The organism is Eubacterium sp. Marseille-QA0814, assembly GCF_965119675.1.
Lineage (GTDB): Bacteria > Bacillota > Clostridia > Lachnospirales > Lachnospiraceae > Eubacterium_G.
In genome coordinates this window covers 637,576-658,694 of record NZ_CBCPMG010000001.1, presented here as the reverse complement: position 1 = coordinate 658,694, position 21,119 = coordinate 637,576, and the positions used below count along the sequence as shown (strand labels likewise).

Below are 21,119 nucleotides of genomic sequence, written 5' to 3'. Positions count from 1 at the left end.
ACATGAAAAAGTTTTGCGTTATAACAAATAGTTTAAAAGATAATAAACTGGAAATTTCTTATAAAATATTAGATTATATTACAAAAAGTGGTTGCCAGTGCGTGCTAATCGATAATGTGGATTATAGCACAGGGGAGTACAAAGTTCTTAAAAGTAAGGATATACCAGGTGATACACAATGTGTAATCAGCATTGGTGGAGATGGAACTTTACTTCATGCCACAAAGGATTTTATAGACTTAGATGTTGTTTTTGTTGGTGTAAATAAAGGAACCCTTGGTTTTTTGGCTGAAATTTCACCGGACAATGTAAAAGAATCTTTAGACAAGTTAATAAATGATGATTTTAATATTGAGTCACGAATGATGCTTGATGGTAGAATTATAAGAGATGGCAAGCAGGTTTACTCATCAACAGTATTAAATGATATTGTAATACATAGAGGTGGAGATTTAGCCATTACTGACTATCAGGTGTACGTTAATAAAGAAATATTAGGTAACTATCATGCAGATGGCATAATTTTATCAACGCCAACAGGCTCTACTGCGTATAATTTATCGGCAGGTGGTCCTGTTGCAAGACCTGATTCAAATATGATTATACTAACACCTATATGTCCACACACACTTGCAAACAGAAGTCTTATTTTGTCAAGACACGATAATATAGAGGTTAAAATTGGTAAAAGTCGTATTGCAAACGAAGAAAATCGTAGGATTTCCTTTGATGGAGATGGCATTTTCAAAATTATATCAGGAGATATAATTAGTATAAGTGAGTCTGAAAAAACAACAAAGATTGCTAAGTTAGATGAAGGCAGCTTCTTACAGGCAGTAAAAGATAAACTAAATTAAGGTATGGGTAATTATGAAATCAAAAAGACAAAGAAAAATTATAGATTTAATTGGAGAATATGATATTGATACACAGGAGGAACTGGCAAAAAAATTAATTGAAAGTGGTTTTAAGGTAACTCAGGCAACAGTATCAAGAGACATAAGAGAACTTAATTTAATAAAAACATCATCTGCAAACGGTGGTCAAAAATATGCTGTGCCCGTTAATACGGCAATTACACATGACAGTAAATACATGAGAGTTTTAAATGATGGAATTGTTTCTATGCAGTGCGCAGAGAACATTTTGGTCATTAAGACAATTGCAGGCATGGCAATGGCAGTTGGAGCAGCAATAGATGCAATTGAAATTAATGAGATTGTAGGCTGTATTGCAGGTGATGACACAATTTTTCTTGCAATAACAAGTAAGGAAAATGCAAAAAAGGTTAAAGGAATTATTACGGAAATAATTGCTTAGTGGGACAAATGGAGAGAAGCACATAAAGGAGGAAATATGTTAATAAATTTACACGTAAAAAATCTGGCATTAATTAAAGAGGTTGACGTAGATTTTTCTAATGGACTTATTGTGCTTACAGGAGAAACCGGTGCCGGTAAATCATTACTTTTAGGTTCCGTTAATATTGCACTGGGGAATAAGGTTTCAAAGGACATTATTAGAAACGGTGAAGACTTTGCATTAGTAGAGCTGACTTTTTTAACGAAAAAAGAACAAGCCGATTTTATCAGAAATATGGATATTTTTGTTGATGATGACAATATTATTACTGTTTCAAGAAAAATAACGGAATCCAGAAGTGTTTCAAAAATTAATGGTGAAACAGTTAATGTTAAAACTCTTAAAACCATTATGGAAATGTTAATCGATATACATGGTCAACATGATCATCAATCATTATTATATCCTGCAAAACATCTTGAAATTTTAGATAAATTTGCAAAGGACAAAATTGAAGATAAGTTAGCTGATTTAAAAGAATTAAATAATAATTATAAAAAATTAAAACAAAAATTAGATGAATATTCTATGGATGAGGCACAAAGAGCCCGAGAAATAGAATTTGCCAAATTTGAAGTAGATGAAATAGAACAGGCTGATTTAAAAGAAAATGAAGATGTTGACTTGGAAACAACTTATAAAAAAATGGCAGGCGCAAAGGATGTGGCGGTGGAACTTTCGTCCATATATCAGCTTATAAGTTATGAAAATGAAAATGGTGTTGGTTCGCAAATTAACAGAGCTATTTCGCTTATTAATTCTGTTAAGTCTGATGATGAAAAGATTACACAGTTTAAAGAGTGCCTTTATGACATTGACTCCATGTGTAAGGATTTAGATTCTGACATTGTAGATTATACAGAAAGTCTTGAGTTTGATTCTAATTATATTAACGAAATTGAAAACAGATTAAATACAATTAATCATTTAAAAATAAAATACGGTAATTCAATTGAAAAAATCCTTGAATATCAAAATGAAAAACAAAATTATTTAGATGAATTAATTAATTATGAAGAGGAAATAAATAATATTAAAAGCGAAATTGATTCCATATATTTGGATATGGAAAAAATATCATTGGACATATCTGAGGAAAGAAAAAAAGCAGCTTTAGTTTTACAGGAACAGGTAACTAAATCTTTAATAGATTTGAATTTCATGGCTGTTAATTTTGAAATAAGTATTGAAAGAAGTAATACAATTACGGATAATGGATTTGATAATGTTAATTTTATGATTTCTACAAATCCGGGAGAGCCTGTAAGGCCGTTAAATAAGGTAGCATCAGGTGGTGAACTTTCACGTATTATGCTTGCCATAAAATCAATTCTTGCCTCAGAAGATGAGATAGATACTTTGATTTTTGATGAAATCGATACAGGTATTAGTGGTAAAACAGCCACTATGGTAGCAGAAAAAATGGCAAACATCAGTAGGCATCATCAGGTAATATGTATTTCTCATTTATCACAAATAGCTGCTATGGCAGACAATCATTATCTTATTGAAAAGAAGTTGGAAAATAATAGTACAATTACCAACATTAAGAAATTATCAGGTGATGAGTCAATAGAAGAACTTGTTAGAATTAATGGTGATGGTACTGTTAGTGAGGCGGCAATTTCTCATGCAAAAGAAATGAAAGAAATGGCAGAACGAACAAAAAGTTACTTGATTTAAAATTGAAAAATTAGAGATATTAAAAAGGAAGGCGAAAGTCTTCCTTTTGTTTATTTATGACGTAAGAAAATTCTCTGTAATTTCTTGCTACATAAATAAACGTTCCCCTAGGGATGCACATTCGTTTAAAAGAAATTAGTAATTTGGAGGTTATGTTATGAGAAAAATATATAGAAATACAATTATTGCATCCATATGTATTGCTGTTTTAATAATAGTTGTTTCAGTAATTTGGAATGTACAGAAAAATCTTCCAAATACTATTTTTGTTAATTCAAATGATAATGCTAATTATGAATTTGGGATTCCTGTTTCTTTAAATATTAATAAAACTACCGGAAAGGATAAAATAACTCTTACTGGCAAGAATAATATTATTACGGGAAAAGTAGGCTCTTATAGGGGAAAATATAAGCTTTTCGGGATTCTTCCTGTAAAAAACACAAAAGTAAATGTTATTGATAAAACTTATGTTTATCCTGTTGGCCTTCCCATAGGGCTTTATTTAAAAACTCAGGGTGTGATGGTAATTGGTAGTGGATGTTTTGAAAATGTTAAAGGAGAAAAAATAAATCCTGCCAAGGATAAAATTGAATCAGGAGATTATATTATAAAATTTAATAAACATATAATAAGTAATAAGGCACAATTAGTTTATTTGATTAAGGAAAATAAGAATAAACCGGTTGTTTTTACTATAAAATCAAATAGTGGAATTAAGTTAGTGAAACTAAAGCCTGTTAAAGCAAAAAATGGCAATTATATGTTTGGCATCTGGGTTAGAGATGATTCTCAGGGAATTGGAACAATGTCTTTTATTTACGAGAATAAATATTTTGCCCTAGGTCATGGAATAAGTGACATTGATACAGGTAAGCTTTTGTCCTCAAAAAATGGTTCTATTTATAATGCAAATATTTGGGGAATTAAAAAGGGACAAAACGGAGAGCCGGGTGGTCTTTTGGGAAGCATTATATACAATAATGAAAATTATTTAGGAACCATAAAGTCTAATAATAATTGTGGTATTAATGGCGAGATACAATATAATCTTGTAAAAAAATACAAATTAAAGAAAATGGAAATGGCATTAGGAAATAATGTGCATACAGGAAAAGCAAAGATTCAACTTATTTGGGACAATAAAGCCACCTGGTACAACATAGAAATCTTAAAAGTAAATAGAACAAATAAAGAAAAAAATATGATTGTTAAGATTACCGATAAGAATTTATTAAAAAAGACAAATGGAATTGTTCAGGGCATGAGTGGTTGTCCCATTGAACAGGACGGAAAAATAATAGGAGCAGTAACACATGTATTAGTCAACGACTCTACAAAAGGATACGGTATATTTGCAGAAAATATGTTTCTTGCAAATTAATATAATTTATAAAAATATTTCAAAAGAAAAAATGAATATTTCATATATAAATAAGTCGAAAAATGTAGTATAATGTATAAATAAACAAATTTAAGGAGACCTAAAATGGCAAGAAATAATACAGAAATTGTATATAAAATAGAAGAAATGATAAAAAAATATAACAAAAAACCTGAAAAGAAGGTTAAGAAAAAAGATATTGTAGATTTATTACAAAAAGCAGATATCATTATGGCGATGAAGAGTGATTTTGAAGATGCTTCTTTGTCATATGAAACTATAGAAGGTGTTTCAATGAAACCTGACATTGTGAAAGATGGTGGAAGAAGCAGATTGCTTCCGGTATTCACATCTTATGCACAGATACCTGATGATTATATGGAAAATTTTTCTTTTGTAAAGGTTTCTGCAACATACGCATACAATTTTATGAATGAATGTGAAGATTTAAACGGTATGGTTCTTAATCCGTTTACAGAATATAATTTAGAACTTAGAAAGAAACATCAGACATCAAAAGAAAACCTGGCTGCAACAAAGCATTACAAAACTCCAAAGAAGGCTGCTGCAAAGTCTGTGGAAAATGAAGTTCAGGCAATGATTATTTATAACAATAAGAAATATCAGATTAATAGAATTCCGTTTACAATTGGGAGAGAAAATGCAAATATTGTTGTGCCGGAAACTTACATATCCAAGATTCACGTGGTTATTTCATGTAAGGATGGAAAATACCGTATTGCAGATTATGATTCAACTAACGGAACTAAGGTTAATGGTACACAGTTGCGTCCGAAAGTATATTACGAACTTAGAGACGGCTATAGAATTGAACTTGCTGAAAAGGAAGAAATGGTAGTGTACATTAACTAAGAAAATATTGACATTATTTTAAAAAAATCGACATTTATATATGGTTTTTATAAGCTTTTTTACATTTTTTAACACTGTGAAAAAATATATGTAAACTTAATTGTCGAAAAAAGGATTTTTATGCGAATTCTTTAAGTTGAATATCTTCATCTAACAAACTATAATCTTCTTTGTCAAAAGAATTTAAACAGTGCTGTGTTTTGACAAAATTAGGAGGAATGATGAACACGAACTTAAATAATCGCAATATAAATAAAACATATACCGGAAACTCAGAAAAAATATCTGTTATTATTGTTGATGACAATGAAAAAGTAATCGAAAACATAGATTCAGCATTATCAAAAGATACAGCAATTCAGATTATTGGTAAGGCTAAAAATGGTCAGGAGGCTTATGAATTAATAAGAAAGTCAACACCTGATGTTGTTATTTTAGATTTAATTATGCCAAAGATGGATGGTTTATCGCTAATGAATAAGGTTAATGAAGATGGTGCAATGATTAAGATGCCTTTTTTCATTATAACTTCAGCAATTAGTAATGAGAATGTTATTCAGGATGCATTTGGTTATGGAGCAGGGTATTATTTACTAAAACCATTTGAAACAAACATGATAGCAGATAGGGTAAAAGGTGTAAAATCATACAACAAGAGAATACCTGAAACTAAAAAAATTATTGGTGCAGGAGAAGATAGAAAACATTTTATGGAGCGTAACATTGAAAATGATGTTACATCAATTATTCATGATGTTGGAGTGCCTGCACACATTAAGGGATATCAGTATTTAAGGGAAGCAATTATTATGTCAGTAAATGACAATGAAATGCTTAATTCCATTACGAAAATATTGTATCCTTCAATTGCAAAAAAATTCCAGACAACATCCAGCAGAGTAGAAAGAGCCATAAGACATGCTATTGAAGTGGCATGGAATCGTGGAAGAATGGATACTATTGATGAGTTGTTTGGATATACTATAAATGCAGAAAAAGGTAAGCCTACAAACTCTGAATTTATAGCATTAATAGCTGATAAGATTAGACTTGAATACAAATGTAGATAATTAATCATATAATACAAAAGAATTAATCTGGAGGAGGAAGATATGAAGAAGATATTATTTGCAGCATCAGAATGTGTACCTTTTATTAAAACAGGGGGATTGGCAGACGTTGTAGGTTCTTTACCAAAATGTTTTGACAAAGAAAAATATGATGTTAGAGTTATGATTCCAAATTATATGTGTATTGACCAGAAATGGAAAGAAAAAATGACTTATGTTGATCATTTTTATATGGACTTATGCTGGAGAAGACAGTACGTTGGAATTATGGAAATGGAATATGAAGGAGTTAAATTCTACTTCATTGATAATGAATATTATTTTTCAGGAGAGAGACCATACAGTGATCCAAGATATGATTTAGAGAAGTTTGCTTTCTTTTCAAGAGCAGTATTATCGGCTCTTCCAGTAATAGATTTTAGACCGGATATTATACATTGCCATGATTATCATACAGGTTTAATTCCTGTTTATTTGAAAGACAGTTTTGCCAATGGAGAATTCTATCAGGGCATTAAGTCTATTATGACTATACATAACTTAAAGTTCCAGGGTGTTTGGGATATTGATACAATCAAGGATTTAGCAGGTTTATCTGATTATTATTTTACATCAGATAAGTTAAAAGATTACGATAATGGTAATTACCTTAAGGGTGGTATTGTATATGCAGATATGGTTACTACAGTTAGTGATACTTATGCAGAAGAAATAAAAACACCTTTCTTTGGAGAAGGTCTTGATGGATTAATGAGAGCAAGATCTAATTGTCTTAGAGGTATTGTAAATGGTATTGATTATGATGAATATAATCCGGCTACAGACAAATTAATTGTAAAGAATTTCAGCAAAGATAATTTCCGAAGAGAAAAAGTTAAGAATAAAACAGCTTTACAGAAAGAGTTAGGCTTGGAAGTAAATCCTAAGAAGATGATGATAGGTTTGGTAAGCAGACTTACAGACCAAAAAGGTTTGGATTTGGTATCCTGTGTTATGGATGAAATGTGTCAGGATGAACTTCAGTTTGTTATTCTTGGTACAGGTGAAGAAAGATACGAGAATATGTTCAGACATTTTGACTGGAAATATGGAAAAGATGTTTCTGCTAATATATATTATTCTGAAGAACTTTCTCATAAAATATATGCAGCCTGTGATGCTTTCTTAATGCCATCATTGTTTGAACCATGTGGATTAAGTCAGTTAATGAGCATGAGATACGGTACATTACCTATTGTTAGGGAAACAGGTGGCTTGAAAGATACAGTAGAACCTTATAATGAATATGAAAATACAGGTACTGGATTCTCATTTAAGAATTATAACGCACATGAGATGATGGGAACTGTTAGATATGCAGAGCATATTTATTATGATAAGAAGCGTGATTGGAATAAGATGGTGGATAGAGCCATGGAAGTAGATTATTCATGGAATACATCAGCTAAGAAATACGAAAAATTATATGACGAATTAATCGGATAATAGTAGAACGTTTATATAAGTTTATAATTTATAATAGGGAATCTTAAGGAGATTCTATTAACTATAAAAAGCAGAGCTTTTATGGCTCTGCTTTTTAAGTACCTTCTTTTAGAATTAATATTTTATTTTTAGTTTAGGTTGTTAATGTTTAGCAATATTTAGCTACATTTATATTGTCGATATTTTGCCTTACTTTAGATTTCTTTTATATTGTTGATATTAGGCTCCGCAATCATGGAATAATTGGTATGATAAATAACAAATCCCGGCATTGCACCGGCAACTTTCTTTACATGCTTTTTCTGAATATAGTCTATTTCAACTTTATCCTGGTTTGAACCTTTGGAATAGAAAGCTGCAAGTCTTGCGGCCTCTTCAAAAGTGTTATCAGGCAATTCCTGATTGTTGCATTTTACAATTACATGTGAGCCAGGAAAGGATTTGCTGTGGAACCACCAGTCATTTCCGGTTGCAACTTTAAATGTAAGATGTTCATTTTGAATATTATTTTTGCCAACGTACATATCAAAGCCATCTGATGAAATAAAGTGTAAAGGTTTGCTATTGTTTTTAGCTTTCTTATTGGTATGTTTTTTCTTTATAAAACCTGTCTGAACCAATTCTTCGTTTATTGCTTTTAAGTCATCTTCAGTTGTTGCCATGTCTATTGCAACGTTAATTGACTCAAGATAGTCAATTGAATTTTTTGTTTCGACTATAATTGTTTCCAAGGCCTCGCTGGTTCGCTTTAATTTGGAATATTTATTAAAATATTTTTTGGCGTTTTCAATAGGCGAAATAGTAGGATCCAAAGTGATTTTAACTGTTTTACCATTATAGTAGTTGACAGTTTCAAATTCTTTAGAACCTTCTTTTATTGAGTAGCCATAAGTTGTTAAAAGGTCGCCATATTCTTTGAATTTGTCTTTTTTTTCTGTGTCCTTTAACTGCTTTAACTGTATGTTGTATTTTTTGTTATCTCGCTCTAGAGCATTAGTTACAATTTTTCTTAAATCTACAGATTTCTGTCTCATTCTTGTGTATAAGTTCTTTTTAGAATAATATGTTTCAAGTAAAGTGCTTATACTTTCAAAGGATGTTGTTGTGCAGTCACTGTAAGTTGACAAAATGGTTACACCATATTCCTCAGGTTTTCCGTTTTTCTCGTAAATTGTAGGTATAAAATCACAATTTTTAACTTTGTTAATTAGCTGATAAAAATACATCCAAACGATGTTCTGGTCCCCATGTTCTAAAACATTAGCAGGCATTGATGAATCAAATTTGCCCTCATAACAAATGTTTTCAGCAATAGTAGGACTGATACCTGTAAAAGATGTATAAATAGCTTTTGACAAAGGCATAGGCTTTGAAAAAACTGTTTTAAAGAAAACTTCCTTTTCTACATCAAGAGGGTTAAGCTTTTCAGAGGTATGAGGAATGAAATATTCTTTTCCCGGTAGAACCTGTCTGACTGAACTCATAATTGAATTAACATGCTTAATGCTGTCCAAAATGGTTCCTTCGTTTACAAAAATAATATTGCTGTGTTTACCCATTAATTCTATGATTAAATGTTTGGTTTTTATGTCGCCTAATTCATCTAAATGCTGTATTTCAAAATCAACAATTCGTTCCATCCCCGGCTGGGTAATTGAAATAATACGTCCATTATTTATATGTTTCCTAAGAAGCATACAAAAATTAGGTGCGGTAAGAGGAGCCGGTTTGTTTTTATCTGTAAGATATATTAAAGGAAGACTTGCGTTAGCACTTATCAGTAAACGATATTGATTTTTACCATTCTTGATTGTAAGTAATAATTCATCGCTTTCTGTCTGTGCAATTTTGTATAATCTTCCATTAAGTAATTTATCATTAAATTCTGCTACCAAAGCAGAAATGGTAACACCATCAAATGCCATATAATAATCTCCTTTAAAATTAAAAAATAAATTTTTTTACATCACACTTATTTTATAGGTTTTTAATGTTATTTGCAAATTATTATGTTATTAAAATTCAACATTAAAACTTGTACTTGATTTTTCTACATTTTATTAGTAAATAATATTCCTGTTTAGATGCAGTATTTGAAAAAATATCTGTATTAAAGGGAAAGTGTTACTTATATTTAAGTGTAACTTGACGGTCGTGTTTATATGAATTATAATAAATAGAACTGTGGATAGATGTACACAGAGGAGGAAAGATGCTAAAAAGTATGACAGGATTTGGCAGAGCTGAGGTTTCAGAGGGTGATAGAAAAGTCACTGTTGAAATGAAATCTGTTAATCATAGATATTTGGAATTAGGTATAAAGGTACCTAGAAAACTAAATTTCCTTGAAGGAAGTGTTCGTAATGAAATGAAGAAATTTGTTAGCAGAGGAAAAGTCGATGTATTTATTTCTTATGAAAATCTTGGCAAAGGTGACGAATGCATAAGATACAATTCAATGCTTGCAAAAGAATATTTTGATTGTTATGAACAAATCAGCAGGGAACTTGGGTTAGAAAATGATGTAAAAACAAGTTACATAATGAGAAGCCCTGATGTAATTACAATTGAAAATGCACAGGATGATGAAGAGGCAATTGAAGCTTTGGTAATTAAAGCAATTGATGAAGCTGTTATTAAGCTAATAGAAACGAGAGAAGAAGAAGGCAAACGTTTACAGGTTGATTTAATTTCAAAACTTGACGGTATGATTGAAAATGTTAAATTTATTACAGAAAAATCTCCGGTTATTGTTGCTGAGTATAAGGAAAAGATTACAAATAAGATTCACGAGTTGCTGGAAGATAACCAAATTGACGAGTCAAGAATCGCTCAGGAAGTCACTGTTTTTGCTGACAAGGTATGTGTTGACGAGGAACTTGTAAGACTTGACAGTCACATTAAGGCAATGCGTGAAGATTTAATAAAAGGTGGAACTGTTGGTAGAAGACTTGATTTCATTGCACAGGAAATGAACAGGGAAGCAAACACCACATTGTCAAAAACAAGTGATTCTGAAATATCAGACCATGCAATTATGTTAAAAACTGACATTGAAAAAGTCAGAGAACAAATACAAAATATAGAATAAAAGAGTGTGTATTATGAAAAAAGGTAAATTATTAGTAATTTCCGGTTTTTCCGGTGTTGGAAAAGGGACTGTTGTTAATTATCTAAAGGAACACAAGGATACTTACAAGGTTTCAGTTTCCGTAACAACAAGAGAACCCAGACCAAATGAAATCCCCGGAGTTCATTATCATTATATTTCAAATGAACAGTTTGAAACAATGATTAATGAAAACAAGCTTTTAGAATATGCTGGATATGTTGATCATTATTACGGAACACCAAGAGAATTTGTAGAGGAAAATCTTAACAGTGGAAATGATGTAATATTAGAGATTGAAACAAAGGGTGCTTTGCAGGTAAAGAAAAACATGCCTGAAGCTATTTTGATTTTTATATTACCTCCAAGTGCTGATGAACTTAGAAACAGATTAGTTGGTCGTAATACTGAAACAGAAGAAGTTATTAATGACCGTTTGAAAAAGGCGGCAGAAGAAACTGACAATATGGAAAAATACGACTATTTCGTATTAAATGATGAAGTTGAAAAATGTGCAAAGCACATTGAAAATATAAAAAATGACAACAATCCTCAGTCTCTAGACATGGATTTTGTTAATCAAATAAAAAGCGAAATATTAAAATTCGCCGAAAGGAGATAAAAATGTTACACCCATCATATTCAGATTTAATGGCAGTAGCTAATAGTGATGTAGAGGACGGTGAACAGCCGGTTGTACAGAGCAGATATTCAATTGTTATGGCTACATCAAAGAGAGCAAGACAGATTATAGCAGGTGACAAGCCACTTTTAGACAAGGACGCTGAAGGTATGAAACCATTGTCAATTGCTGTAGAAGAATTAGCAGAATCTAAAATTAGAATTTTAGGAGATGACGAAGAAGAATAAAGTGTCAACAGACACTTTATTCTATTTTAAAGTTTAAGGAGTTTATATTTTTGAAGGTACTTTTTATTTCATTAGGTTGTGACAAGAATTTAGTGGATTCAGAGCATATGTCTGGAATTTTATCTAAAGCCGGTTATGAATTTACTGACGATGAAAGAGAAGCAGACGTAATTGTTATTAACAGTTGCTGTTTTATAAATGATGCCAAAGAAGAAAGTATTAATACTATTTTTGAAATGGCAAGATACAAAGAAGAAGGAAATTGCAAGGCGTTAGTTTTAGCCGGTTGTCTGGCTCAAAGATATTATGAAGAAATGGATGAAGAAATTCCTGAAATTGATATTTGTATAGGAACTACAGCCATAGACAGTATTGCCAATGCCTTAAATGAATTTTTTATAAACAGGAAAAATATTCATGTTATTAATGATATAGATAAATTAGCGGGAGTTAATGCTCCAAGAAACCTTTCAACACCAGGCAATTACGCATATTTAAAAATTGCCGAAGGTTGTGATAAATATTGCACATATTGTATTATTCCAAAGATTCGTGGAAATTACAGAAGTGTAGATATGGATGTACTTATTGAAGAAGCAAAGGATTTAGCAAACAGAGGTGTAAAAGAACTTATATTAGTGGCTCAGGAAACAACAATGTATGGTAAAGATATTTATGGAAAAAAATCTTTGCATATTCTATTGAAAAAATTAGCTGAAATACAGGGAATTCAGTGGATAAGAATTTTGTATTGTTATCCTGAAGAAATCTATGATGAGTTAATAGAAACCATAGCTACTGAAAAGAAGATATGCCATTATTTGGATATTCCAATACAGCATGCCAGCGACGATATTCTTAAACGTATGGGAAGAAGAACTTCCAACAAACAGTTAAGAGAAATCATTGGTAAGTTAAGAAAAAGAATTCCTGATATAATTTTAAGAACAACTTTAATTTCAGGTTTTCCCGGAGAAACACAGGAAGACCATGACATATTAATGAAGTTTGTAAATGAAATGGAATTTGACAGACTTGGTGTATTTACTTATTCACCTGAGGAAAACACACCTGCAGCATCAATGCCTGATCAAATAGATGAAGAAGTTAAAAATTTCAGAAGAAATGAAATTATGGAACTTCAGCAGGATATTGTTTTTGACACTACAGAAAAATATGTAGGAAAAGAATTTATAGCAATGATAGAAGGAAAAATTTCTGGCGAACATGCCTATATAGCAAGAACATATATGGATTGTCCGGGAGTTGACAGTAATATATTTGTTATGACAGATGAAGAACTTATGACTGGTGATTTTGTAAAAGTTAAAGTCACAGGTACAAATGATTATGACTTAATAGGCGAACTGATATAGCCGGTAAGGAGACAAAATGAATTTAGCAAATAAATTAACAACATTCAGAGTTTTATGTATTCCAATTTTCGTTGTATTTATGTTAATTGAATCAATTCCATATAATTACTATTTAGCGGCAATTGTTTTTATTGTTGCAAGTATAACTGATTTGTTTGACGGAAAAATTGCACGAAAGTATCATTTAGTAACCAATTTTGGAAAATTTATGGATCCTTTGGCAGATAAAATGCTTGTTAGTGCAGCACTTATTTGTTTAACACCAAAAATGATACCATCATGGGTGGTAATAATTATAATTAGTAGAGAATTATTTATTAGTGGTTTTAGAATGCTTGCCGCTGATCAGGGCATTGTTTTAGCAGCCGGTTGGTGGGGCAAATTTAAAACTGCTTTCTCAATGGTTATGATTATTGTACTTATTGTTAATACACCATTAAACAATTCTGTTTTATATATTATTGGACAGATTTTAATATGGATATCATTGGCACTTACAATTATTTCTATGATTGAATATGTGTCTAAAAATTTTAATGTTTTAAAAAATTAATTTGGAGGAAATAATATGTTAGCTTACAGTGAAATGAGCAAGGATGAACTAAAGAAAGAACTTGAAGGTTTAAAAAAAGATTATGAAGAGATTTGTAAAAAGAATATAAGTCTTGATATGTCTAGAGGTAAACCTGGCAAAGAACAGTTAGACTTAAGTATGGATATGTTAGATGTTTTAACAAGTGAGTCTGATGTACATGCATCAAATGGAATTGATTGCCGTAATTATGGCGTTTTAGGTGGTATTCCTGAGGCAAAGAAGATGATGGCTGATATTATGGGTACAACAGAAGATCATGTTATTATATACGGAAATGCAAGCTTAAACATAATGTATGACTCTATTTCAAGAGCCTATTCACATGGTGTATTAGGATGCACACCATGGTGCAAGCTTGATAAAGTAAAATGGTTATGTCCTGTACCGGGATATGACAGACATTTTGCAATTACAGAATACTTTGGTATTGAAATGATAAATATTCCTATGAAGGCAGATGGACCTGATATGGATATGATTGAAAAATTAGTTGCAGAAGATGATTCAATCAAGGGTATTTGGTGTGTTCCAAAATATTCAAATCCAACAGGTGTTTCATATTCAGATGAAGTTGTAAAGAGAATGGCAGCACTTAAACCTGCAGCAAAAGATTTTAGAATTTATTGGGATAATGCATACGCTATTCATCATTTATATGAAGATAGACAGGATGAAATATTAGATATTATTTCAGAATGTGAAAAGGCAGGAAATCCTAATTTAGTATATGAATTTGCATCAACTTCAAAAGTAACATTTTCAGGTTCAGGTGTAGCTGCAATGGCTTCTTCAAAAGAAAATGTTAAGTCTATTTTGGAACAGATGGCAATTCAGACAATTGGTTATGATAAAATGAATCAGTTACGTCATGTAAGATATTTCAAGAATTTTGATGGTGTAAAGAAACATATGATGAAACATGCAGAGAAAATGAGACCAAAATTCAAAGCTGTTCTTGATATGTTAGAATCTGAATTAAAGCCATGTGGAGTTGGAGAGTGGACAAATCCTAACGGTGGATACTTTATTTCTTTTAATACAATGGAAGGTTGTGCAAAGAAAGTTGTTTCAATGTGTAAGGATGCAGGTATGGTATTAACAGGTGCAGGTTCACCTTTCCCTTATGGAAAGGACCCTGAAGACAAGAATATTAGAATTGCACCTTCATTTGCAACGCCAGATGAATTAAAGGAAGCTAGTGAAATCTTAATAATTTGTACAAAGATTACAGCTCTTGAGAAAATTCTTGGTTTATAAGAGAAGTATAAGATTATAAGTTTTAATAACATGGGTTATTGCATGTTGCTTTAAATTTAATTATTTAAAGATAACTTAGTAAAGTGAAACATATAAAGAGAAAATATATAAAAGAAAAAACTATTATAGAATGATTTATTTAAGATGACAGTTAAGTTGTTTGCGTAAATTTTTTATAATAGTTTTTTACATAATGGAGATAAAAAATAATGTCAAATAAATTTGTAGATGACCTTTTAAAATTTGAAATTATTAAAAATAATGATTTGGTTTGTAAAGATTGTGAATATTGTTTTGATGATGAAAAGTTACCTTGTAATACATCAAAATGTATGATATATGAAATGAAACCGGACGAAGTAATCGATGGCGGTGATTGTATAGAATATGAAAAGAGAATATAATTACCTTAACACAAAGCAACATAAAAGTAAAAATTAAACATATAAGTAAAGTGTTGCATAATAGTAAAAAAACATATATAATATTTATTAATTAATTGTTGACACAAAGAACGGATTGTACTATTATACTTATATGACGAACATAGGTTCGAACAGAAAGGACGAATTATGAATAAAGAAGAAAAATTAAAAGCATTAGATGCAGCAATATCTCAAATAGAAAGACAGCATGGAAAGGGTGCTATTATGAAACTGGGAGATTCGGGAAAGATTAACGTAGAAACAATTCCAACAGGCTCTCTTAGCTTAGACTTAGCATTAGGTTTGGGTGGTATACCTAAGGGTAGAGTAGTAGAAATATACGGACCTGAATCAAGTGGTAAGACTACAGTAGCTTTACATATGATAGCAGAAGCACAGAAAAGAGGCGGTGTGGCAGGATTTATTGATGCGGAGCATGCCTTAGATCCTGTATATGCCAAGGCAATTGGTGTAGATATTGATAATTTGTATATTTCGCAGCCAGATTATGGTGAACAGGCATTGGAAATCACAGAAACAATGGTTCGTTCAGGAGCTGTAGATATCATTATTGTTGACTCTGTTGCAGCATTAGTTCCTAAGGCAGAAATCGATGGAGATATGGGCGATTCTCATATGGGACAGCATGCCAGATTAATGTCACAGGCATTAAGAAAATTAACAGGTATAATGAACAAAACAGGTTGCACAGTTGTATTCATTAACCAGTTAAGAGAAAAAATTGGTGTAATGTTTGGTAATCCTGAAACAACAACAGGTGGTAGAGCGCTTAAGTTCTATGCATCAGTCAGACTTGATGTAAGAAGAGTTGAAACATTGAAGGCTGGTGGAGAAATGGTTGGTAATAGAGCCAGAGTTAAAGTGGTTAAGAATAAGATTGCACCTCCTTTTAAAGAAGCAGAATTCGATATTATGTTTGGTAAGGGAATCTCAAAAGAAGGCGATATTTTAGATTTAGCTGCTAAGAGTGGAATTGTTATAAAGAGCGGTTCATGGTATGCATATAATGGCGAAAAGATTGGTCAGGGACGTGAAAATGCAAAGAAATATTTTATGGAACATCCTGACATCATGGAAGAAGTAGATGCAAAGGTAAGAGAGTTTTACATTCATCCTGAAGATGAGGAAGAAACAGAGGCAGAAGCTAATAACACTGAAAAAACATCTGAGGAAGAATAATGCATAGAATCATTAAAATGGAACCTGTTGGAAATCGCTTTAAAATAACCTTGGATGGAGAGTTACAGTTCTATCTATATAAAGGTGAGGTAAGAAGATTAAAATTAATTGAAGATAATGAAATTTCCGATAGAGAATACAACGATATTATGGATATTTTATACAAAAGAGCCCGAGAAAGGGCTCTTTATATTCTAGATGATTCGTATAAAACAAGAAAACAAATTATAGATAAATTAAAGTCAGGTTTGTATCCTGAAAATATAATTTACAAAGTTATTGATTATTTAGAAGAGTATAATCTTATTAATGACAAGAGATATGCCATGTTATATCTTGATTACAAGAAAAGTGTTTATAGTAAACGAAAAATTATACAGGATTTATATACTAAAGGAATCTCAAAAGAACTTATAGATGAAGCTTTTATGGAAAGTGATTTTTCGGAAGATGATTCAATTTCTAGTGTATTAAAAAAACGTGCAAAAAGATATGATTTGTCTGATTCAAAGGATTTGCAAAAACTTTATAGGTATTTAGTTGGAAAAGGATATTCTTTTTCAATGGTAAAAAAAGCAGTTGATAACTATATTTTGGAACAGAAAAATTCTTTTTATGAGTAATGAAATCACATAATGTAAATATATATAAAATCAGTGTTTTAGAACTACTACTTTGCTTGACATTAAACGGGTAATAAAGTAAAATGGATATGTTGTAATGTACAATGAAAATTAAATAAGGAGGTGCTCCTGTGAATACTACTACTTGGATTATCATACTTGTTGCAGTGATTCTCGTGGACACTTTGATTTCAGCATTAGTTGCAATTTCTATAAAGAAAAATTCTGATGCCAAGAAAATTGGTACTGCTGAGGATAAAGCTCGTGGAATTATTGACGATGCAATTAAAACAGCAGAAGCAAAGAAAAAAGAAGCTCTTTTAGAAGCTAAAGAAGAGAATTTAAAAACTAAAAATGAGCTTGATAAAGAAATCAAAGAACGAAGATCAGAAGTTCAACGATATGAGAAGCGTGTTCTTAACAAGGAAGAAGCAGTTGAGAAAAAATCAGATGCCCTTGATAGGAAAGAAAATAGCTTAAAATCTCGTGAAGAAGAATTAAACAAAGCTAAGGAAAAAGTAGAACAATTAAGCGAACAGCGCATACAGGAACTGGAGAGAATCTCTGGATTAACCTCTGAACAGGCAAAAGAACAATTATTACAAACTGTTGAAGAAGAAATTAAGATTGAAACTGCAAAAGTAATTAAGGAACATGAAAAACAGGCCAAGGAGGAAGCTGATAAGAAAGCTAAGGAATTGGTTGTTAATGCAATTCAGAAATGTGCAACAGACCATGTTGCTGAAACAACTATTTCTGTAGTTTCATTACCTAATGATGAAATGAAAGGTAGAATAATTGGTAGAGAAGGAAGAAACATCAGAACTCTTGAATCTCTAACAGGTGTTGATTTGATTATTGATGATACTCCTGAAGCAGTTGTTTTATCAGGATTTGATCCAATTAGGAGAGAAGTAGCCCGTATTGCTCTTGAAAAACTGGTTGTTGATGGAAGAATTCAGCCAACTAGAATTGAGGAAATGGTTAATAAGGCTCAAAAAGAAGTTGAGACTATGATTAGAGAAGAAGGTGAGGCAGCAACTCTTGAAGTTGGTGTACATGGAATTCATCCGGAACTTGTTAAACTTTTAGGAAAGATGAAGTTTAGAACAAGTTATGGACAAAATGCCTTAAAACATTCTATTGAGGTTGCTCTTATCTCGGGTCTATTAGCTTCAGAGCTTGGATTGGACGTTAGAGTAGCAAAAAGAGCAGGCTTATTACATGATATTGGTAAGGCTGTTGACCATGAAAAAGAAGGTACACATATTCAGTTAGGTGTTGATTTATGTAGAAAATATAAAGAATCAGCTACAGTTATTAATGCGATTGAAGCTCACCACGGTGATGTTGAACCTGAAACATTAATAGCATGTATTGTACAGGCTGCTGATGCTATTTCTGCTGCAAGACCTGGTGCAAGACGTGAAACAGTGCAGACTTACACAAACAGACTAAAACAGTTAGAAGACATAACAAACTCATACGAGGGAGTTGATAAATCTTTTGCCATTCAGGCAGGTAGAGAGGTTCGTATTATGGTTATACCGGAAAAGGTTAGTGATGCTGACATGGTATTAATGGCTAGAAATATTGCAAAGCAAATCGAAGATGAGCTTGAATATCCTGGTCAGATAAAGGTTAATATCGTGAGAGAATCAAGAGCCATAGATTATGCAAAGTAAAATCTACGATAATAGGAAATGTGAGAAATCGCATTTCCTTTTTTTATGTAATAAGAAATTTCTGCAGAATTTCTTATTACATAAAAACGTTCCACTAGGGATGCACCCTCGCACAAAAAGAAAAATATTGCAAAAGCAATATGTGCTGGGTGCGTAGAATGTCGCAAGCGACATTCTTTAATCCATAATAAGAAATTCCACCACAGGATAACAGAATTGTGCTATAATTTTTATAGACTGAAAAAATAGGAGGAAATATGTTTAAATTAGGTTTTATTGGAATGGGAAACATGGGCAGTGCTATATTAAATGGAGTTTCTAAATTATATAATAAGGATGATATAGTATTCCATAGTAGTACCAAGAAAAAAATGGAAAAGATAAGTGAAGAAACAGGTGTTAAGTTTTTAAATAACAACGAAGATGTTATAAAGAATAGTAAGTACATAATATTAGCTGTTAAACCACAGATGTTTGATAGTGTTTTGCCACAGGTAAAAGAAAATGTTGCACAGGAATCTGTAGTTGTTTCACTGGCACCGGGGGTTACAATTGAGCAGTTGGAAGATATGTGTGGAACTAAGAAGATTGTAAGAACAATGCCAAATACTCCTGCAATGGTAGGGGAAGGCATGACAGGCGTATCCTACAATGAAGAATTTTTCTCTCAAGAAGAAAAAGAAGAAATTGAGAAAATTTTCTCATCATTTGGGAAAATGAGAGTTGTTGAGGAAAAAATTATGGATGCAGTTGTATGTGCAAGTGGTAGCTCGCCGGCATATGTATTTATGTTTATAGAAGCATTAGCAGATAGTGTTGTTAAATGCGGAATGAAAAGAAGTGATGCGTACGAGTTTGTGGCCCAAACTGTTTTAGGTTCTGCAAAGCTTATGCTTGAAACAAACGAACATCCGGGTGTACTGAAGGATAATGTATGTTCTCCAGGTGGGACAACAATTGCAGCGGTTGAACAGTTAGAAAATAATGGTTTTAGAAAAGCACTTTTTGCCGCAAGTGATGCATGTTATAAAAAATGTAAGGGTATTGAATAGGGTGATGAAATGGAAAAGTTTAAACGTATTAATAGAGAAAAAGTTTATGATGGAGCAATATTAGAATTCTGTAAAGATGAAATTATTACACCGGAAGGAAAGAAAGTATATTGGGATTTCTTGCAACATAAAGGTGCCGCGGCTGTTATACCGGTAATGTCTGATGGTAGAATTATTATGGTAAGACAGTGGAGAAATGCCATTGACAAGTATACTTTGGAAATCCCGGCTGGTGGAAAAGATTCGATTGATGAACCAACATTGAAATGTGCGGCTCGTGAGTTGGAAGAAGAAGCAGGATATAAGTCAGAGAAAATTGAATTTTTACAAACATTAGCTCCGGCAGTTGCATATTCAGGTGAAAAAATAGATGTGTATGTTGCCTTTGATCTTGAAAAAACACATCAACATTTAGATCCTGATGAATATATTGATTTAGAAGTTTATACTGTAGAAGAATTAATTGAGAAAATTTTAAGCAATGAAATCAATGATGCAAAAACAATATCATCTATTTTGACTTACTATCATAAATATTGTACAAAGTAATATAATATATAAAAGTATTAAAGGTATATTATGATAAATGAGCTTAAATAAAGTATTTGCAAATTATAAAGTCTATGGAATTGTAATTGGAGCTATTATTGGAATAATAGTTTACAATACAATAGCCATAGATTTTTTTGCAAGAAGAGAAGAAATTATATATACTGAACAATTAATTAATATATTTATTATTATGCTATGCAACAATCTGAAAAGATATATTTTTATATGTATACCCAATTTCTTGAAACATAGAGAAGCTTTTTGGGCGGTTTTAATATTTGTATATACAATAAAATTTACAGCAACACTTGTTATTGCAATAAGGCTGTCAGATGTCTCATGGGTTATATGCAGTTTTAGATGGTTTGCATTTTTAATAATGATTATGTATGAAACATATTGTAAGAAAAAATATAAAAGATTAGCATCTATATCTTTTCTTGTTGCAACTACATTTATTGAAAGCTTTCTTATAAATATTTTCTAAAATAATACAAATTAATTAAAAAAATTCCGAA

The 21,119-nt window shown here is 31.4% G+C and carries 21 protein-coding genes; 20 read left to right on the top strand and 1 reads right to left on the bottom strand.

Features of this window, described 5'->3' with window-relative positions; all coding sequences use genetic code 11:
- Nucleotides 1–2 precede the first annotated feature (2 nt).
- The 7 genes from ACQY63_RS03055 to glgA all read left to right on the top strand — a co-directional run bounded on the left by ACQY63_RS03055 (nt 3) and on the right by glgA (nt 7,857).
- Nucleotides 3–857 (top strand): NAD(+)/NADH kinase, encoded by an 855-nt coding sequence (locus tag ACQY63_RS03055; RefSeq protein ID WP_428244688.1) that lies wholly within the window; start codon nt 3–5, stop codon nt 855–857.
- A gap of 13 nt (nt 858–870) precedes the next feature.
- Nucleotides 871–1,320, top strand: coding sequence for an arginine repressor (argR, locus tag ACQY63_RS03050; protein ID WP_022165597.1), 450 nt, complete (start codon nt 871–873; stop codon nt 1,318–1,320).
- A gap of 36 nt (nt 1,321–1,356) precedes the next feature.
- Complete coding sequence (gene recN / locus ACQY63_RS03045; RefSeq protein WP_428244687.1) at nt 1,357–3,045, top strand: DNA repair protein RecN; 1,689 nt, start codon at nt 1,357–1,359, stop codon at nt 3,043–3,045.
- 157 nt (nt 3,046–3,202) lie between these two features.
- A complete protein-coding gene (spoIVB, locus tag ACQY63_RS03040; RefSeq protein ID WP_412622596.1) occupies nt 3,203–4,429 on the top strand; it encodes a SpoIVB peptidase in 1,227 nt (408 codons plus the stop codon).
- Nucleotides 4,430–4,534: 105 nt separating this feature from the next.
- On the top strand, nt 4,535–5,302 hold the full coding sequence (locus ACQY63_RS03035) for an FHA domain-containing protein (RefSeq protein WP_302689502.1): 768 nt from the start codon (nt 4,535–4,537) through the stop codon (nt 5,300–5,302).
- Nucleotides 5,303–5,523: 221 nt separating this feature from the next.
- A complete protein-coding gene (spo0A, locus tag ACQY63_RS03030; protein WP_290987280.1) occupies nt 5,524–6,372 on the top strand; it encodes a sporulation transcription factor Spo0A in 849 nt (282 codons plus the stop codon).
- Nucleotides 6,373–6,414: 42 nt separating this feature from the next.
- Nucleotides 6,415–7,857 carry a glycogen synthase GlgA gene (glgA, locus tag ACQY63_RS03025; RefSeq protein ID WP_412622593.1) on the top strand — a complete coding sequence of 481 codons (1,443 nt, stop codon included), beginning with the start codon at nt 6,415–6,417 and terminating at the stop codon, nt 7,855–7,857.
- Nucleotides 7,858–8,051: 194 nt separating this feature from the next.
- Here glgA and ACQY63_RS03020 read toward each other — a convergent pair whose 3' ends face one another.
- Nucleotides 8,052–9,782, bottom strand: coding sequence for an Rqc2 family fibronectin-binding protein (locus ACQY63_RS03020; RefSeq protein ID WP_428244686.1), 1,731 nt, complete (start codon nt 9,780–9,782; stop codon nt 8,052–8,054).
- A 287-nt stretch (nt 9,783–10,069) separates the two neighbouring features.
- On the opposite strand from ACQY63_RS03020, the gene ACQY63_RS03015 reads away from it, so the two are divergent.
- The 13 genes from ACQY63_RS03015 (at nt 10,070) to ACQY63_RS02955 (ending at nt 21,088) form a co-directional block, all read left to right on the top strand.
- Nucleotides 10,070–10,948, top strand: coding sequence for a YicC/YloC family endoribonuclease (locus ACQY63_RS03015; protein WP_022165721.1), 879 nt, complete (start codon nt 10,070–10,072; stop codon nt 10,946–10,948).
- Nucleotides 10,949–10,961: 13 nt separating this feature from the next.
- Complete coding sequence (gene gmk / locus ACQY63_RS03010; protein WP_299055217.1) at nt 10,962–11,588, top strand: guanylate kinase; 627 nt, start codon at nt 10,962–10,964, stop codon at nt 11,586–11,588.
- A gap of 2 nt (nt 11,589–11,590) precedes the next feature.
- Complete coding sequence (gene rpoZ, locus ACQY63_RS03005) at nt 11,591–11,836, top strand: DNA-directed RNA polymerase subunit omega (protein ID WP_022165723.1); 246 nt, start codon at nt 11,591–11,593, stop codon at nt 11,834–11,836.
- 50 nt (nt 11,837–11,886) lie between these two features.
- Nucleotides 11,887–13,212, top strand: coding sequence for a 30S ribosomal protein S12 methylthiotransferase RimO (gene rimO, locus ACQY63_RS03000; protein WP_412622590.1), 1,326 nt, complete (start codon nt 11,887–11,889; stop codon nt 13,210–13,212).
- A gap of 16 nt (nt 13,213–13,228) precedes the next feature.
- Complete coding sequence (pgsA, locus tag ACQY63_RS02995) at nt 13,229–13,765, top strand: CDP-diacylglycerol--glycerol-3-phosphate 3-phosphatidyltransferase (RefSeq protein WP_022165725.1); 537 nt, start codon at nt 13,229–13,231, stop codon at nt 13,763–13,765.
- Between the two features lie 15 nt (nt 13,766–13,780).
- The gene (locus ACQY63_RS02990; RefSeq protein WP_022165726.1) at nt 13,781–15,064 is read left to right on the top strand and encodes an aminotransferase class I/II-fold pyridoxal phosphate-dependent enzyme; all 1,284 of its coding nucleotides are present in this window, start codon (nt 13,781–13,783) and stop codon (nt 15,062–15,064) included.
- Nucleotides 15,065–15,273: 209 nt separating this feature from the next.
- Nucleotides 15,274–15,468 carry a hypothetical protein gene (locus tag ACQY63_RS02985; protein ID WP_022165727.1) on the top strand — a complete coding sequence of 65 codons (195 nt, stop codon included), beginning with the start codon at nt 15,274–15,276 and terminating at the stop codon, nt 15,466–15,468.
- Between the two features lie 168 nt (nt 15,469–15,636).
- The gene (gene recA, locus ACQY63_RS02980) at nt 15,637–16,689 is read left to right on the top strand and encodes a recombinase RecA (RefSeq protein ID WP_022165728.1); all 1,053 of its coding nucleotides are present in this window, start codon (nt 15,637–15,639) and stop codon (nt 16,687–16,689) included.
- Nucleotides 16,689–17,312 (top strand): regulatory protein RecX, encoded by a 624-nt coding sequence (locus tag ACQY63_RS02975; RefSeq protein WP_302689498.1) that lies wholly within the window; start codon nt 16,689–16,691, stop codon nt 17,310–17,312. The genes recA and ACQY63_RS02975 overlap by 1 nt, the downstream gene beginning before the upstream one ends.
- Nucleotides 17,313–17,443: 131 nt before the next feature.
- Nucleotides 17,444–18,997 carry a ribonuclease Y gene (gene rny / locus ACQY63_RS02970; RefSeq protein WP_022165730.1) on the top strand — a complete coding sequence of 518 codons (1,554 nt, stop codon included), beginning with the start codon at nt 17,444–17,446 and terminating at the stop codon, nt 18,995–18,997.
- A gap of 257 nt (nt 18,998–19,254) precedes the next feature.
- Nucleotides 19,255–20,049, top strand: a complete 795-nt coding sequence (gene proC, locus ACQY63_RS02965; protein ID WP_022165731.1) for a pyrroline-5-carboxylate reductase — start codon at nt 19,255–19,257, stop codon at nt 20,047–20,049.
- 9 nt (nt 20,050–20,058) lie between these two features.
- The gene (locus ACQY63_RS02960) at nt 20,059–20,598 is read left to right on the top strand and encodes an NUDIX domain-containing protein (RefSeq protein ID WP_428244685.1); all 540 of its coding nucleotides are present in this window, start codon (nt 20,059–20,061) and stop codon (nt 20,596–20,598) included.
- Nucleotides 20,599–20,635: 37 nt separating this feature from the next.
- The gene (locus tag ACQY63_RS02955) at nt 20,636–21,088 is read left to right on the top strand and encodes a hypothetical protein (protein WP_302689496.1); all 453 of its coding nucleotides are present in this window, start codon (nt 20,636–20,638) and stop codon (nt 21,086–21,088) included.
- Nucleotides 21,089–21,119: the final 31 nt, after the last annotated feature.

What these genes read in the sequence shown, in the direction of transcription:
- spo0A (WP_290987280.1), top strand. Translation starts at nt 5,524, where the DNA reads ATGAACACGAACTTAAATAATCGCAATATAAATAAAACATATACCGGA.
- ACQY63_RS02975 (WP_302689498.1), top strand. Translation starts at nt 16,689, where the DNA reads ATGCATAGAATCATTAAAATGGAACCTGTTGGAAATCGCTTTAAAATA.
- ACQY63_RS03035 (WP_302689502.1), top strand. Translation starts at nt 4,535, where the DNA reads ATGGCAAGAAATAATACAGAAATTGTATATAAAATAGAAGAAATGATA.
- ACQY63_RS03015 (WP_022165721.1), top strand. Translation starts at nt 10,070, where the DNA reads ATGCTAAAAAGTATGACAGGATTTGGCAGAGCTGAGGTTTCAGAGGGT.
- ACQY63_RS02960 (WP_428244685.1), top strand. Translation starts at nt 20,059, where the DNA reads ATGGAAAAGTTTAAACGTATTAATAGAGAAAAAGTTTATGATGGAGCA.
- ACQY63_RS02955 (WP_302689496.1), top strand. Translation starts at nt 20,636, where the DNA reads ATGAGCTTAAATAAAGTATTTGCAAATTATAAAGTCTATGGAATTGTA.
- pgsA (WP_022165725.1), top strand. Translation starts at nt 13,229, where the DNA reads ATGAATTTAGCAAATAAATTAACAACATTCAGAGTTTTATGTATTCCA.
- argR (WP_022165597.1), top strand. Translation starts at nt 871, where the DNA reads ATGAAATCAAAAAGACAAAGAAAAATTATAGATTTAATTGGAGAATAT.
- gmk (WP_299055217.1), top strand. Translation starts at nt 10,962, where the DNA reads ATGAAAAAAGGTAAATTATTAGTAATTTCCGGTTTTTCCGGTGTTGGA.
- recA (WP_022165728.1), top strand. Translation starts at nt 15,637, where the DNA reads ATGAATAAAGAAGAAAAATTAAAAGCATTAGATGCAGCAATATCTCAA.
- recN (WP_428244687.1), top strand. Translation starts at nt 1,357, where the DNA reads ATGTTAATAAATTTACACGTAAAAAATCTGGCATTAATTAAAGAGGTT.
- rpoZ (WP_022165723.1), top strand. Translation starts at nt 11,591, where the DNA reads ATGTTACACCCATCATATTCAGATTTAATGGCAGTAGCTAATAGTGAT.
- glgA (WP_412622593.1), top strand. Translation starts at nt 6,415, where the DNA reads ATGAAGAAGATATTATTTGCAGCATCAGAATGTGTACCTTTTATTAAA.
- ACQY63_RS02990 (WP_022165726.1), top strand. Translation starts at nt 13,781, where the DNA reads ATGTTAGCTTACAGTGAAATGAGCAAGGATGAACTAAAGAAAGAACTT.
- ACQY63_RS03020 (WP_428244686.1), bottom strand. Translation starts at nt 9,782, where the DNA reads ATGGCATTTGATGGTGTTACCATTTCTGCTTTGGTAGCAGAATTTAAT.
- spoIVB (WP_412622596.1), top strand. Translation starts at nt 3,203, where the DNA reads ATGAGAAAAATATATAGAAATACAATTATTGCATCCATATGTATTGCT.
- proC (WP_022165731.1), top strand. Translation starts at nt 19,255, where the DNA reads ATGTTTAAATTAGGTTTTATTGGAATGGGAAACATGGGCAGTGCTATA.
- ACQY63_RS03055 (WP_428244688.1), top strand. Translation starts at nt 3, where the DNA reads ATGAAAAAGTTTTGCGTTATAACAAATAGTTTAAAAGATAATAAACTG.
- ACQY63_RS02985 (WP_022165727.1), top strand. Translation starts at nt 15,274, where the DNA reads ATGTCAAATAAATTTGTAGATGACCTTTTAAAATTTGAAATTATTAAA.